The following is a 13,912-nucleotide window of genomic DNA, read 5'->3' as shown; positions in this document are numbered from 1 at the left end:
GGGTGTGCGCATGAATGATCTGGCCAATTCCAAAATGACTACGAACCCTCCCAAGCGCATTGACTTCAATACGCCTGAGTTGCAACGCAAGCGCCGCATTCGCGCGCTCAAGGATCGCTTCACCCGCTGGTACGTCCTCGTTGGCGGTCTGGCGGTGCTGGCAGCCATCACGCTGATCTTCTTCTTCCTCGCCTACGTCGTTGCCCCGTTGTTCCAGGGTGCCAGCCTGACCGCGAAAGATGCCATTACCCCAGCCTGGATGCAGGACGCCGGCAAGCCGCTGATGATTTCGCTCGAAGAGCAGAATCAGGTGGCAATGCGCGTTTCCGACAAAGGCCAGGCGCTGTTCTTCGACATCGACAGTGGCGCTGAATTGAAGCGCGTCGATCTGCCGGTTCCTGCTGGCGCGACCGTCACTTCCATTGGCGAAGATCAGCCAGGTCATCCGCTGGTAGCGGTGGGCCTGTCCAACGGCCAGGCGCTGGTGTTCCGTCACACCTATAAAGTCAGCTATCCCGATGGCAAGAAAACCATCACCCCGGCCATCGAATACCCGTACGGCGAAGCCCCGATCGCAGTGAACGAGAGCGGCGGTGCGCTGGAGCACGTCAGCCTCAACGCCACCGATTCGACGCTGATGCTGGTCGGCTCGACCGGTGCGCAACTTAATGTGCTGGCGCTGACCAGCGAAGAAAACATGATGACCGGCGAAGTCACCAACGAGCAGAAGCGTATCGAACTGCCGCAGATGACCGAGCCGGTGAAAAACATCTTCGTCGACCCGCGCCAGCAATGGCTGTACGTGGTCAACGGGCGCGCCCAGGCCGACGTGTTCAGCCTGCGCGACAAGAGCCTCAACGGTCGCTACAAACTGCTGGAAAACGCTGACGCCGAAGTCACTGCGAGCACGCAACTGGTGGGTGGCATCTCGCTGATCATCGGTGACTCCAAGGGTGGCCTGGCCCAGTGGTTCATGGCCCGTGACACCGATGGCGAACTGCGCCTGAAGCAGATCCGTACTTTCCAGATGGGCACCACGCCGATCGTTGAAATCACCGCCGAAGAGCGTCGCAAGGGCTTCGTGGCCCTTGATGCCAGCGGCAAGCTCGGTGTGTTCCACAGCACCGCGCACCGCACGTTGCTGGTCGAGCCGGTGGCCGAAGGTCAGGGCCTGTTCGGCCTGTCGCCGCGCGCCAACCGGGTGATCGTCGAGGCCGGCGGCAAGCTGCAACCGCTGCTACTCGACAACCCGCACCCGGAAGTGTCGTGGAGCGCGTTGTGGAGCAAGGTCTGGTACGAGAACTACGACGAGCCTAAATACGTCTGGCAATCGACGGCGGCCAACACCGATTTCGAACCGAAACTGAGTCTCTCGCCACTGACCTTCGGCACCCTGAAAGCCGCGTTCTACGCGATGCTGCTGGCGGCACCGCTGGCGGTTGCCGCTGCGATCTATACCGCCTACTTCATGGCCCCGGGCATGCGCCGCAAGGTCAAGCCGGTGATCGAGTTGATGGAAGCGATGCCGACGGTGATCCTCGGGTTCTTCGCCGGTCTGTTCCTCGCCCCGTATGTGGAAGGGCATCTGCCGGGCATCTTCAGTCTGCTGATGCTGTTGCCGATCGGCATTCTGGTCGCCGGTTTTACCTTCAGTCGCCTGCCTGAGTCGATCCGCCTGAAAGTCCCGGATGGCTGGGAAAGTGCGCTGCTGATTCCGGTGATCCTGTTTGTCGGTTGGTTGTCGCTGTACATGAGCCCGTACATGGAGAACTGGTTCTTCGGCGGTGACATGCGCATGTGGATCTCCCACGACCTGGGCATCACCTACGACCAGCGCAACGCTCTGGTGGTGGGTCTGGCGATGGGTTTTGCGGTGATCCCGAACATCTACTCGATTGCCGAAGATGCCGTGTTCAGCGTGCCGCGTGGCCTGACCCTCGGTTCCCTGGCGCTTGGTGCCACGCCGTGGCAGACCATGACCCGCGTGGTGATCCTCACCGCCAGCCCGGGGATCTTCTCGGCGCTGATGATCGGCATGGGCCGTGCGGTCGGCGAAACCATGATCGTGTTGATGGCCACCGGTAACACTCCGGTCATGGAAATGAACCTGTTCGAAGGCCTGCGCACCCTGGCCGCCAACGTCGCGGTGGAAATGCCCGAGTCGGAAGTCGGCGGCAGCCACTACCGCGTGCTGTTCCTCTCGGCGCTGGTGCTGCTGTTGTTCACCTTCGTCATGAACACCCTGGCAGAACTGATTCGTCAGCGTCTGCGCAAGAAATACTCGTCGCTTTAAGAAAGGTAGAAGTCTGTGAAACAGAACTCCCTGAATGGATGGTTCAAGAGCGGCGCCCCGGGCGTCTGGATCAGCGGTGGCGCGGTGTCCATTGCGGTCATCATGACCATTGGCCTGCTGGCGGTGATTGCCGTGCGCGGTCTGGGTCACTTCTGGCCGGCGGACCTGATCCACGCCAGCTACGACGTACCGGGCCAGGCCAATCACCTGGTCATCGGCGAAGTGGTACAGAAAGAAGAAGTACCGCGCGCACGCCTGAAAAGCGCCGGCCTGCCGGTGCCTGATCAGGGCCCGGAATTCATGACCCGCGAGCTGATCAAGGTCGGTAACCGCGACCTGAACGGCAACGATTTCACCTGGGTGGTCGGCGAGTGGCTGACCAAGCAGACCACGCCGCCGGAACTGATGGCGATCGAGCGTCGCGAGTGGGGCAACTTCTACGGCTACCTGGTCAACGTCAAACAGGACGGCAAGGTCATCGCCGAAGGTGAAGCGGCGTGGCCTGAGCTACAAGCGCGGATCAACCGGGTGAACGGCCTGGCTGCACAGCTCAAATCGCTGGAAAAGACTGACATCGGTGCGATCAACGCAGGGCTGGAACGCATCCGTCTGCACGGGCGCAAGCTGGAACTGGACGGCAAGCTCGACGCCACCGCGCAAGCGGACATGGACGCCGAGCGTGCCGAGCTGAACGCGCGTTATCAGGATGTCGAAGCACGCCTGAGCGATCTGCATGCGCAGTTCAACCGCGACGCGTTGACCGCCCGCGATGCAAACGGCAAAGAGATCGAAATCAGCCTGGGCAAAGTGGTTCACGCTTACCAGCCGAACGCCATGGGCACGATGACCAAGATCGGTTTCTACTTCGGCAAGGTCTGGGAGTTCCTCTCGGATGACCCGCGTGAAGCGAACACCGAAGGCGGGATCTTCCCGGCGATCTTCGGCACCGTGATGATGACCCTGATCATGGCGATGATCGTCACCCCGTTCGGCGTGCTGGCGGCGGTGTACCTGCGTGAATACGCCAAGCAGAACACCCTGACCCGAGTGATCCGCATCGCGGTGAACAACCTCGCCGGTGTGCCGGCGATCGTCTACGGCGTGTTCGGTCTGGGCTTCTTCGTCTACGTGCTGGGTGGTTCGGTCGACCGTCTGTTCTTCCCTGAAGCGCTGCCAGCGCCGACGTTCGGCACACCGGGTCTGCTCTGGGCTTCGTTGACCCTGGCGCTGCTGGCGGTGCCGGTGGTGATCGTGGCGACCGAGGAAGGTCTGGCGCGTATCCCGCGCACCGTCCGTGAAGGCTCGCTGGCACTGGGCGCGACCAAGGCCGAGACGCTGTGGAAGATCGTCCTGCCAATGGCCAGCCCGGCCATGATGACCGGCATGATCCTCGCCGTGGCTCGCGCCGCCGGTGAAGTGGCGCCGCTGATGCTGGTGGGTGTAGTGAAACTGGCACCGTCGCTGCCAGTGGACGGCAATTACCCGTACCTGCACCTGGACCAGAAGATCATGCACCTGGGCTTCCACATCTATGACGTCGGCTTCCAGAGCCCGAACGTCGAAGCGGCACGGCCGCTGGTGTACGCCACGGCGTTGCTGCTGGTGCTGGTGATCGCCACGTTGAACCTGTCGGCGGTGTGGATTCGTAACCACCTGCGCGAAAAATACAAAGCACTGGATAGTTAACACAAACCCTGTGGGAGCTGGCTTGCCAGCGATGCAGACGACTCGGTCTGCCAGTAACACCGCGGTGATGCCATCGCTGGCAAGCCAGCTCCCACAGGAATCGCGACAGACACAGAATTTGAGTAACCCGCTGGCGTTGTCCGGCGGTACAACGAACCGAATTTGTTAGCACAGGGAGCCTCCCATGCAGCACGAAACACATACCCACGGCATCAACATGTCGGCCCTGGGTCGCGACAAGCAGAGCTTGAGCCTCGAGCAGGAAACGGTGGCCATCGAGGTCCCGGGCCTGAGCCTGTTCTACGGTGAGAAGCAGGCGCTGTTCGACGTCAGCATGAACATCCCGAAACAGCGCGTGACCGCGTTCATCGGCCCGTCCGGCTGCGGCAAGTCCACGCTGCTGCGCACCTTCAACCGCATGAACGACCTGGTGGACGGCTGCCGTGTCGAAGGTGCGATCAACCTGTACGGCAACAACATCTACCGCAAGGGTGAAGACGTTGCCGAGCTGCGTCGCCGTGTGGGCATGGTGTTCCAGAAGCCCAACCCGTTCCCCAAGACCATTTACGAAAACGTGGTCTACGGTTTGCGCATTCAAGGCATCAACAAGAAGCGCATCCTCGACGAAGCCGTCGAGTGGGCGCTGAAAGGCGCGGCCCTCTGGGATGAGGTCAAAGACCGTCTGCACGACTCGGCACTCGGCCTGTCCGGTGGTCAGCAGCAGCGTCTGGTGATTGCCCGCACCATCGCGGTTGAGCCGGAAGTGTTGCTGCTCGACGAGCCGTGCTCGGCCCTCGACCCGATCTCGACCCTGAAAGTCGAAGAGCTGATCTACGAGCTGAAGTCAAAGTTCACCATCGTCATCGTGACCCACAACATGCAGCAGGCCGCGCGGGTTTCCGACTACACGGCGTTCATGTACATGGGCAAACTGGTGGAATTCGGCGACACCGACACCCTGTTCACCAATCCGGCGAAGAAACAGACCGAAGACTACATCACCGGTCGTTATGGCTGACAGTTGCGGTTATTCACAGAATTGACGCTGCGGCCCACCGCACCTTACCGGACGCTCCAAGGACGCCACCATGATTAGTAAAGAAGGCCTTACCCACCACATCTCCGCGCAGTTCAACGCCGAGCTTGAGGAAGTGCGCAGCCACCTCCTGGCCATGGGCGGGCTGGTCGAGAAGCAGGTCAACGACGCGGTCACCGCACTGATCGAGGCCGACTCGGGCCTGGCTCAGCAGGTGCGCGAGATCGACGACCAGATCAATCAGATGGAACGCAACATCGACGAAGAGTGCCTGCGCATTCTCGCCCGTCGTCAGCCAGCGGCGTCCGACCTGCGTCTGATCATCAGCATCTCCAAGTCTGTGATCGATCTGGAGCGCATCGGCGACGAAGCGACCAAGATCGCCCGTCGTGCCATTCAGCTGTGCGAAGAAGGCGAAGCGCCGCGCGGTTATGTCGAAGTGCGTCATATCGGCGACCAGGTGCGCAACATGGTGCGCGATGCGCTGGACGCCTTTGCCCGCTTCGACGCCGATCTGGCGCTGTCGGTGGCGCAATATGACAAGGTCATCGACCGTGAATACAAGACTGCGCTGCGTGAGCTGGCCACCTACATGATGGAAGACCCGCGCTCTATTTCGCGGGTTCTGAGCATCATCTGGGTGCTGCGTTCGCTGGAGCGTATCGGCGACCACGCGCGCAACATCTCGGAGTTGGTGATCTACCTGGTACGCGGCACCGATGTGCGGCACCTGGGCCTCAAACGCATGAAAGAAGAAGTTCAAGGCACAAGCGGCGAAACCGCTAATGTTCCGGGCGATGCTGACGATAAGTAAGATTGCCTGAGAAAAGCGCCCGGCCCTTTGGCCGGGCGTTTTTGTTTATGGCGCTTGAACAGAAAATCGAATTAAAAAGCAGCACCCGCGAACGAAAAGTCCCGGCGTGACTGAAGATTGTTGGCAATGTGCCATCAGCAAAGCGGTATGCTTGCCGGGATTTTTATAGGGGTGTTGGATGAGCAAGATCAGTGTGTTGGTCGTGGACGACGCTTCGTTCATTCGCGACCTGGTGAAAAAGTGCCTGCGTAATTACTTCCCGGGGATCCGCACCGAGGATGCCATCAACGGCAAAAAGGCTCAGGCCATGTTGGCCAAGGAAGCATTCGACCTGGTGCTGTGCGACTGGGAAATGCCGGAAATGTCCGGTCTTGAACTGCTGACCTGGTGCCGCGAGCAGGACAATCTCAAGACCATGCCATTCATCATGGTCACCAGCCGTGGTGATAAAGAGAACGTGGTGCAGGCGATTCAGGCCGGCGTTTCCGGCTATGTCAGCAAGCCGTTCACCAACGAGCAACTGCTGACCAAGGTCAAGCAGGCGCTGAACAAGGTCGGCAAGCTCGACACCTTGATGAACAGTGCACCGACCAAGATGAATTCGGCGTTCGGCAACGATTCCCTGAGCGCGCTGACCGGTGGCAAGCCTGCGGTGGTCGGTGCTGCGCCGGCCGCTGCGGCGGCCAATCCGTTCGCTAAGCCAGCCGCTGCTGCGGCGCCTGCTGCGGCGCCGTCCCGCGGCTTGCTCAACAGCCCGCCAGTTCAGGCTCCGGCCGCCTCCAAAGCACCGGCCGGCGGTCGTGGCCAGGGCCAGTTGCGCCTGCCAGGCGGCACCCAGCAATGCGTGATCAAGGCCCTGAGCATCAAGGAAGCGCTGTTAGTGGTGAAACGCACCGATGCCCTGCCGCAGATTCTCGACAGCGCCGTGCTCGATCTGGAGCAGGGCGACAACGCCGAAATCGCCCGCCTCAACGGCTACCTGCACGCCATCGTTGCCCACGAACAGAAAGCCGACAGCGACTGGCTGCAACTGACGTTCCGTTTCGTCGACCAGGATGCGCAGAAGCTCGACTACATCTCCCGCCTGATCGCCCGCGGTACGGCGCAGAAGCACTTCGTTCCGGGTGCGTAAGCGGCGTCTGTGAAAAGATCGCAGCCTGCGGCAGCTCCTACATTGGAATGCATTTCCCTGTAGGAGCTGCCGCAGGCTGCGATCTTTTGCTTTGTGCGCTGGGCAACTTGAAACATCTGTCGACTAGCCTGGTCTGTCTCAGCTGCTAGGCTCTTTTCCAGGCCTTCCTTCGACAGATTCCTGCCCATGCTCGCGCGCCTGCTGTTTCTCTGTGGTCTTTTCCTGGCCTCCACCTCGACTGTGGCCATGACCATCTACAAATCCACCGATGCCAACGGTGTCGTCTCGTACAGCGACCGGCCGAGCAAAGGCTCGCAGGTGTTCGTGTTTCAGGACCGCATGGTCGAACATCTGGAGCGCCAGGTGTACCTCGACATCAAGAAGCAGAAGGGCGCCGACGTGGTGTTCGTGCGCAACGATCTGTATGCGCCGGTCGAGATTGCGCTGGCGTTTACCGGGATGAGCAACGTGCGTGGCGTGCCGGCCCAGACCATCCGCCGAGTGCTGCCTGCGCGCAGTAATACCCGGTTGGCGCTGCTCACAGCGATTACCCAGGGTCAGCCGCTGGTGTATTCACCGCAATTTCAGTATTCCCTGGGTGACCCTGCAGGCGCCGCGCAGAGCTATCGCTATCCGTTGCCGTGGCGGGGCGGGCCGTTCCGTCTGAGTCAGGGCGCCAATGGCCAGTACAGCCATTACGGGCCGAAGAACCGGTATGCGATGGACATCGCCATGCCGGTCGGCACGCCGATCATTGCCGCACGGGCCGGGGTGGTGGTGAAAACCGAAAACTCACAGAGCGGGCGCGGCAATGATGCGTCCGGCAATTTTGTCCGGGTGCTGCATGACGACGGCACGATGGGTGTGTACCTGCATCTCAAGCAAGGTTCGGTGAGCGTACGCGAGGGGCAGCGGGTGACGGTTGGCAGCCCGCTGGCGCTGTCGGGCAATACCGGCAACAGCAGCGGCCCGCACCTGCACTTTGTGGTGCAGCGCAATACCGGGCAGGGGCTGGTGTCGATTCCGTATCAGTTCAACCAGCCGCTGGGGGCGTTGCCCAACTTTGCGTTGGGCAAACAGTAAAACCGTTAGGGGGCCGCTGTGGAGGGGCTTCTGTGGTGAGGGGGATCAATCCCCTCACCACAGAAGCGTCCCCCAAAACACCCATCAATCCAGCATCAACACCTTGGCCAGCACAATCTTCGGCCCTTTCATCTTCTTGATGATGATCCGCAGGCCTTCGACTTCCAGCACCTCTTCCTCTTCCGGGACGCGCTTGAGGGTCTCGTAGACCAGCCCGGCGAGGGTTTCCGCTTCGATGTGATCCAGGTCGATACCGAGCAGGCGTTCAACTTTGAACAGCGGCGTGTCGCCGCGTACCAGCAGCTTGCCCGGTTGATACGCGAGGATCCCGCGCTCGGCCTTGCGGTGTTCGTCCTGGATGTCGCCGACCAGCACTTCCAGCACGTCTTCCATGGTCAGGTAGCCGATGATGTTGCCGTCGGCCTCTTCGACCACGGCGAAGTGCGAGCCGCCCTTGCGGAACTGCTCCAGCAGCTGCGACAGCGGCATGTGCCGCGACACGCGCTCCAGCGGGCGGGTCAGTTCAGCCAGGTTGAACGACTCGGGAATGTGGTCCAGCGCCGCCAGTTCCAGCAACAGGTCCTTGATGTGCAGCAGACCGACGAACTCCTGGCGTTCGCTGTCGTACACCGGATACCGGCTGAACTTGTGGCGACGGAACATCGCGAGGATTTCTTTCAGCGGTGCGTTGAATTCGAGGGTGATCAGGTCTTCGCGGGAGTTGGCCCAGTCGACCACCTCCAGTTCGCCCATTTCCACCGCCGAGGCCAGCACGCGCATGCCCTGGTCGCTCGGGTCCTGACCACGGCTGGAGTGCAGGATCAGTTTCAGTTCTTCGCGGCTGTAATGATGTTCGTGGTGCGGGCCGGGTTCGCCCTGGCCGGCGATGCGCAGAATCGCGTTGGCGCTGGCGTTGAGCAGGTAGATCGCCGGGTACATCGCCCAGTAGAACAGGTACAGCGGCACTGCCGTCCACAGCGACAGCAGCTCGGGTTTGCGGATCGCCCACGACTTGGGCGCCAGCTCACCGACCACGATGTGCAGGTAGGAAATGATGAAGAACGCGGTAAAGAACGAAATGCCTTTGACCACTTCCGGCGACTGCACGCCGACCGCGCTCAGCAGTGGTTCGAGCAGGTGCGCGAACGCCGGTTCACCGACCCAGCCCAGGCCGAGGGAGGCGAGGGTGATACCGAGCTGACAGGCCGAGAGGTACGCATCCAGCTGACTGTGAACGGTGCGCAGGATGTGCCCGCGCCAGCCGTTCTTGTCGGCGATGGCCTCGACCCGGGTCGAGCGCAGTTTGACCATGGCGAATTCCGCTGCAACGAAGAAGCCGTTGAGCAACACCAGGATCAGAGCGAAAAGAATCATGCCGAAATCGGCGAAAATCGTAGCGAGGGACAAGCCAGGGGAAGGGTCCATGATGGAGTTTTGCAGGTTCCGTGTGATTCGTAAGAGAGAAAAAATCGCGCCTGAAAGGCAGACGCAAGTCAGCCAATGTAGCGGCTGACTTGGCGATTGCCTAGTGGCGCGTGCTGGCCGGTATCACTCGGCGGCGCTGATGGCCCGTGCCTGGGCCACCTGGGCCGGGGCGAAGTGGCAGGTGAACGTGCTGCCATGACCAGGCACGCTGCTGATCTCCATCCGTGCGCGGTGGCGCAGCAACACATGTTTGACGATTGCCAGGCCCAGCCCGGTGCCGCCGGTGTTGGAGTTGCGACTGGAGTCGACACGGTAGAAGCGTTCGGTCAGGCGCGGCAGGTGCTTGCTGTCGATGCCGATCCCGGAGTCCTGCACGCTCAGGTGCGCGCCTTGCTCGTCGCCCCACCAGCGAATGCGGATGTTGCCCTCGGCCGGGGTGTACTTCACGGCGTTGAACACCAGGTTGGAGAAGGCGCTGCGCAGTTCCGCCTCGCTGCCCTTGAGCAGGATCTTGCCGTCGGCTTCGAGGGTGATTTTCTGGTTTTTCTGCCCGGACAACTGCTTGGCGTCGCTCTTGATCGATTGCAGCAGGGTGTCGATCTGCACCGGCTGATTGTCCGACGGGTAATCGGTGGCTTCCAGTTTCGCCAGCAACAGCAGGTCGTTGAGCAGGGTCTGCATGCGCCCGCCCTGTTGCTGCATCTGCTGCAGGGCGCGGCTCCAGCGCGGATTCACTTCCTCGACATTGTCGAGCAAGGTTTCCAGGTAGCCGCAGATCACCGTCAGCGGCGTGCGCAGTTCGTGGGAGACGTTGGCGATGAAGTCTTTGCGCATCTGTTCCAGCTGATGGATGCGCGTGACGTCGCGCACTAGCATCAAGTGTTCGTTGTTGCCGTAACGCGTGAGGTACAGCTGGATGCGCACACGATCATTGGTGGGCGAAGGGATTTCCAGCGGTTCGGCGTAGCTGTCCTGCTCGAAGTATTCCTTGAAGCGCGGATGGCGCACCAGGTTGGTCACCGGTTGGCCGCTGTCCTGCGGGGTCTTGAGGCCGAGCAGGGTTTCGGCGGCGCGGTTCCACCATTCCAGGTTGCCGTCGCTGTCGAGCATGATCACCGCATCTTTCAGCGCGGCGGTGGACTCCTGCACCCGGTCGATCACCGCTTGCAGGCGCCCGCGTACCCGTTGGTCGCGGCGTTGCAGGTGGTAGATGCTGTCGAATACCTCGCCCCACAGGCCATAGCCGTCGGGCGGTGCTTCATCGGGTTGGTGCAGACGCAGCCATTCGTGCAGGCGCAGCAGTTGCTTGAGCGTCCAGGCCAGATACAGGCCCAGGCCTGCAGCGAGGCTCCAGCCGTAATAGCCGCTGATCAAGCCGATCACCAGGCAGGCGGTGACCAGCAACAGCATGTGGCGAATCAGGGTGCCATGCCAGTTTTGATTCACGGAAAATACGGTCCTTGTCAGCGAGTCTGGCGGTCGGATCAGGCCTTGGTGGAAAACCGGTAGCCGGTGCCGCGCACGGTTTGTACCAGATTTTCGTAGGCATCGCCGAGGGCTTTGCGCAGGCGCCGGATGTGCACGTCGACGGTACGCTCTTCAACATAGACGTTGCCGCCCCAGACCTGATCCAGCAACTGCCCGCGCGTGTAGGCGCGTTCCTGGTGGGTCATGAAGAATTGCAGCAGACGGTATTCGGTCGGGCCCATCTCGGCCGGACGGCCGTCGATGGTCACGCGGTGGCTGATCGGGTCGAGCAGCAGGCCGCCGACTTCGATCGGCGCTTCGCCATCGGTCGGGCCGGCGCGGCGCAGCACAGCCTTGAGGCGGGCGACCAGTTCGCGTGGGGAAAACGGCTTGGTGATGTAGTCGTCGGCGCCGACTTCAAGCCCCTGGATCTTGTTGTCCTCTTCGCCCTTGGCGGTGAGCATGATGATCGGGATGTCCCCGGTCAGCTCGTCACGCTTGAGGCGGCGGGCCAGTTCGATGCCGGAGGTGCCGGGCAGCATCCAGTCGAGCAGGATCAGGTCCGGTTTGCGGTCAACGATGATGGCGTGTGCCTGCTGCGAGTTCTCCGCCTCGAGGCAGTCATAGCCGGCCATTTCCAACGCAACGGCGATCATTTCGCGAATGGGCGCTTCGTCGTCGACGATCAGAATGCTCCTGCCAACCATGCCTTAATCCTCTTGTCATTTAACTGTCTTGCGCCGCATTAGATAACGGAATTATTGCAGTCGTGTGACAGTATTTTAGTCGCCCGGCGGTTGGCGTGATCCTGGGCTAAGCTCTAAGTCCGAATCCTGACAACCACAAAAGAAGGTTTCCATGACTCAAATGACTGCTTCTTTCAAAGCCCTGCTGATGGCTGCTGCCGTTGCATTACCGTCGATGGCGTTCGCCGCTGACCCGGTCATGATGAAAGACGGCATGATGACCGATCACAAAGGCATGACCGTGTACACCTTCGACAAGGACACGGGCGGTAAATCGATGTGCAACGGCGATTGCGCGAAGAACTGGCCGCCGATGATGGCGCCGGCGGGTGCCAAGGCTGAAGGCAAATTCACCCCCATCAAGCGTGATGACGGCACCATGCAGTGGGCATATGACGGCAAGCCGCTTTACACCTTCAAAATGGATGAAAAACCGGGCGACATGAAGGGGGAAGGGTTCAAGGACATGTGGCACATGCCTAAACACTGATTCCTGCAGCAACTACATCCCTGTGGGAGCGTGCCTGCTCGCGAAAGCAGTGTGTCAGTTAACACATTGGCTGACTGACACGACGCCTTCGCGAGCAGGCTCGCTTCCACAGGTTTTTGTGGATCAGCGCAACGCGTAATCCAGCACGATCCCGACAAAAATCGCCAATCCGGCCCAATGGTTGTGCAAGAACGCCTTGAAGCAACGCATGCGGTCGCGATCGCGGGTGTACCAGAACTCCCACGCATAACAGCCCGCGGCCACCAGCAGGCCGAGATGGAACCACGTCCCCAGCTCGAACTTCGACCCGGCCAGCAGCAGACAGCCCAATGACAGCGCCTGCAGGGTCAGGATGATTACCCGATCCGCATCACCAAACAGAATCGCCGTGGATTTCACGCCGATCTTCAGGTCGTCATCACGGTCAGTCATCGCGTAATAGGTGTCGTAACCCACCGTCCACAACAGATTGGCGATCCACAGCAGCCACGCGGCGGCAGGCAGTTCGCCGGTTTCGGCGGTGAACGCCATCGGCATGCCCCACGAGAACGCCGCGCCGAGCACCACTTGCGGGTAATAGGTGTAGCGCTTCATGAACGGATAGGTGAACGCCAGCGCCAGGCCGCCCAGCGACAGCCAGATGGTCGGCGCATTGGTGCACAGCACCAGCAGGAAGCTCACGCCCATCAGCAGCGCGAAGAACACCAGCGCCTCTTTCGAACTGATCTTGCCGCTGGCCAGCGGTCGTTGCGCGGTGCGTTTGACGTGGCCATCAACCTTGCGATCCGCCCAGTCGTTGATCACGCAACCCCCGGCGCGGGTCAGTACCACGCCGAGGACAAAAATCACGATATTGGCCAGCGAGGGCGAGCCCTTACCGGCAATCCATAGCGCCCATAGCGTCGGCCACAGCAGCAGGTAAATGCCGATCGGCTTGTCCATGCGCGTCAGCTGAATGAAATCCCAGGCGCGCGGGTTCAAGCGGTTCAGGGACTTGAGCAGGCTCTGGTACATCAGCTGTTCTCCGGATGGGCGCGGGCGGTGCTCCACAGCGTCGGCAGGAAAATCTCCGCCACCAGCACGCTCAGGGCGCCACGGTCGAAGCGCGAGCGGCGGCCCCACAGTTCCGGCGCGCGGCATTCTGATGGCAGCCAGTCCTGCGGGTAGTGGCAGACCTCGATGGCGCGGCGCTGGAAAGCGTGGTCGCAAAACAGCAGTTCGCCCAGCGAGCGGCTGCCCAGTTCGTCCATGTGCAAGCCGTCGCCTTGCAGGGCGGCGCGTGACGCCACGCTACGGGCGAACACCCAGGCCTCGCCGTGACCGCGCAGATACACCTCGCGCACCCAGCCTTCGCTGCCTTCGGCCAGATCCAGCGCCGCGCATTCGTCACTGCGCAGAGTGTCCCAGCCTTCGAACAACGGTGTGACGCTGAAGCCGTCATTCGACAGCCGCGTCAGGCGGCGGGTCAGCGAGCCTTCGTCGAACAACCAGTTCAGGGTCAACGAATCGGGAAGGGGCGTCAGTCGGTTTTGAGTCAGCCAGAGCGGGGCCGGGCAGGCATTTGAATGGTGCACAATGAGTCATTATTGGCCGCAAATGAGGCGGCGAGCTTAACATGGCGTGCTGCGAATTTGATGGATCCGGGTCGCCGTTGCGCCGAACAGGCTTGCATCTGCCCGGCACCCTCAGTACAAAACGCCCTGAGCCGGACGGCAGCGCAACCACCATCGACCGTCCGCG

General features: G+C 61.3%; 12 protein-coding genes. 7 read left to right on the top strand and 5 right to left on the bottom strand.

What is annotated here, in order from left to right; genetic code table 11:
- The first annotated feature begins 259 nt into the window (after positions 1–259).
- From ACYZUM_RS26075 to ACYZUM_RS26050, 6 genes are all read left to right on the top strand, one after another.
- The gene (locus ACYZUM_RS26075) at positions 260–2,293 is read left to right on the top strand and encodes an ABC transporter permease subunit (protein WP_182403087.1); all 2,034 of its coding nucleotides are present in this window, start codon (positions 260–262) and stop codon (positions 2,291–2,293) included.
- 15 nt (positions 2,294–2,308) lie between these two features.
- A complete protein-coding gene (pstA, locus tag ACYZUM_RS26070; protein ID WP_041071636.1) occupies positions 2,309–3,979 on the top strand; it encodes a phosphate ABC transporter permease PstA in 1,671 nt (556 codons plus the stop codon).
- A 184-nt stretch (positions 3,980–4,163) separates the two neighbouring features.
- On the top strand, positions 4,164–4,997 hold the full coding sequence (gene pstB, locus ACYZUM_RS26065; protein ID WP_007962289.1) for a phosphate ABC transporter ATP-binding protein PstB: 834 nt from the start codon (positions 4,164–4,166) through the stop codon (positions 4,995–4,997).
- Positions 4,998–5,067: 70 nt separating this feature from the next.
- Positions 5,068–5,829 carry a phosphate signaling complex protein PhoU gene (phoU, locus tag ACYZUM_RS26060; protein ID WP_007962290.1) on the top strand — a complete coding sequence of 254 codons (762 nt, stop codon included), beginning with the start codon at positions 5,068–5,070 and terminating at the stop codon, positions 5,827–5,829.
- Positions 5,830–6,007: 178 nt separating this feature from the next.
- Positions 6,008–6,961, top strand: coding sequence for a response regulator (locus ACYZUM_RS26055; RefSeq protein ID WP_086792478.1), 954 nt, complete (start codon positions 6,008–6,010; stop codon positions 6,959–6,961).
- A 186-nt stretch (positions 6,962–7,147) separates the two neighbouring features.
- Positions 7,148–8,044, top strand: a complete 897-nt coding sequence (locus tag ACYZUM_RS26050; protein WP_041071631.1) for a peptidoglycan DD-metalloendopeptidase family protein — start codon at positions 7,148–7,150, stop codon at positions 8,042–8,044.
- An 84-nt stretch (positions 8,045–8,128) separates the two neighbouring features.
- Here the strand turns inward: ACYZUM_RS26050 and ACYZUM_RS26045 are convergent, their stop codons facing one another.
- The 3 genes from ACYZUM_RS26045 to phoB form a co-directional block, all read right to left on the bottom strand.
- On the bottom strand, positions 8,129–9,469 hold the full coding sequence (locus tag ACYZUM_RS26045; RefSeq protein WP_007962298.1) for a hemolysin family protein: 1,341 nt from the start codon (positions 9,467–9,469) through the stop codon (positions 8,129–8,131).
- Between the two features lie 123 nt (positions 9,470–9,592).
- Positions 9,593–10,879, bottom strand: coding sequence for a phosphate regulon sensor histidine kinase PhoR (gene phoR, locus ACYZUM_RS26040; protein WP_260688132.1), 1,287 nt, complete (start codon positions 10,877–10,879; stop codon positions 9,593–9,595).
- Positions 10,880–10,953: 74 nt separating this feature from the next.
- A complete protein-coding gene (gene phoB / locus ACYZUM_RS26035; protein ID WP_003229608.1) occupies positions 10,954–11,643 on the bottom strand; it encodes a phosphate regulon transcriptional regulator PhoB in 690 nt (229 codons plus the stop codon).
- A 151-nt stretch (positions 11,644–11,794) separates the two neighbouring features.
- Between phoB and ACYZUM_RS26030 the strand changes: the two genes are divergently transcribed.
- Complete coding sequence (locus ACYZUM_RS26030) at positions 11,795–12,172, top strand: COG4315 family predicted lipoprotein (protein ID WP_041071626.1); 378 nt, start codon at positions 11,795–11,797, stop codon at positions 12,170–12,172.
- Positions 12,173–12,295: 123 nt separating this feature from the next.
- Here the strand turns inward: ACYZUM_RS26030 and ubiA are convergent, their stop codons facing one another.
- Together ubiA and ACYZUM_RS26020 are read right to left on the bottom strand one after the other, a co-directional pair.
- Positions 12,296–13,186: a 4-hydroxybenzoate octaprenyltransferase gene (ubiA, locus tag ACYZUM_RS26025; protein WP_108184232.1), complete on the bottom strand. Its 891-nt coding sequence runs from the start codon at positions 13,184–13,186 to the stop codon at positions 12,296–12,298.
- Positions 13,186–13,746 carry a chorismate--pyruvate lyase family protein gene (locus ACYZUM_RS26020; RefSeq protein WP_473061200.1) on the bottom strand — a complete coding sequence of 187 codons (561 nt, stop codon included), beginning with the start codon at positions 13,744–13,746 and terminating at the stop codon, positions 13,186–13,188. The genes ubiA and ACYZUM_RS26020 overlap by 1 nt, the downstream gene beginning before the upstream one ends.
- Positions 13,747–13,912 lie beyond the last annotated feature (166 nt).

This window comes from Pseudomonas sp. m6p (genome assembly GCF_055760375.1).
Note: the sequence above shows the minus strand (reverse complement) of the source record. Positions and strands in the feature narration are given on the sequence as shown.

Coding starts and splice junctions, on each gene's coding strand:
- ACYZUM_RS26045 (WP_007962298.1), bottom strand. CDS start 9,469: ATGGACCCTTCCCCTGGCTTGTCCCTCGCTACGATTTTCGCCGATTTC.
- phoB (WP_003229608.1), bottom strand. CDS start 11,643: ATGGTTGGCAGGAGCATTCTGATCGTCGACGACGAAGCGCCCATTCGC.
- pstB (WP_007962289.1), top strand. CDS start 4,164: ATGCAGCACGAAACACATACCCACGGCATCAACATGTCGGCCCTGGGT.
- phoR (WP_260688132.1), bottom strand. CDS start 10,879: ATGCTGTTGCTGGTCACCGCCTGCCTGGTGATCGGCTTGATCAGCGGC.
- ubiA (WP_108184232.1), bottom strand. CDS start 13,186: ATGTACCAGAGCCTGCTCAAGTCCCTGAACCGCTTGAACCCGCGCGCC.
- ACYZUM_RS26055 (WP_086792478.1), top strand. CDS start 6,008: ATGAGCAAGATCAGTGTGTTGGTCGTGGACGACGCTTCGTTCATTCGC.
- ACYZUM_RS26050 (WP_041071631.1), top strand. CDS start 7,148: ATGCTCGCGCGCCTGCTGTTTCTCTGTGGTCTTTTCCTGGCCTCCACC.
- ACYZUM_RS26075 (WP_182403087.1), top strand. CDS start 260: ATGCAGGACGCCGGCAAGCCGCTGATGATTTCGCTCGAAGAGCAGAAT.
- phoU (WP_007962290.1), top strand. CDS start 5,068: ATGATTAGTAAAGAAGGCCTTACCCACCACATCTCCGCGCAGTTCAAC.
- ACYZUM_RS26030 (WP_041071626.1), top strand. CDS start 11,795: ATGACTCAAATGACTGCTTCTTTCAAAGCCCTGCTGATGGCTGCTGCC.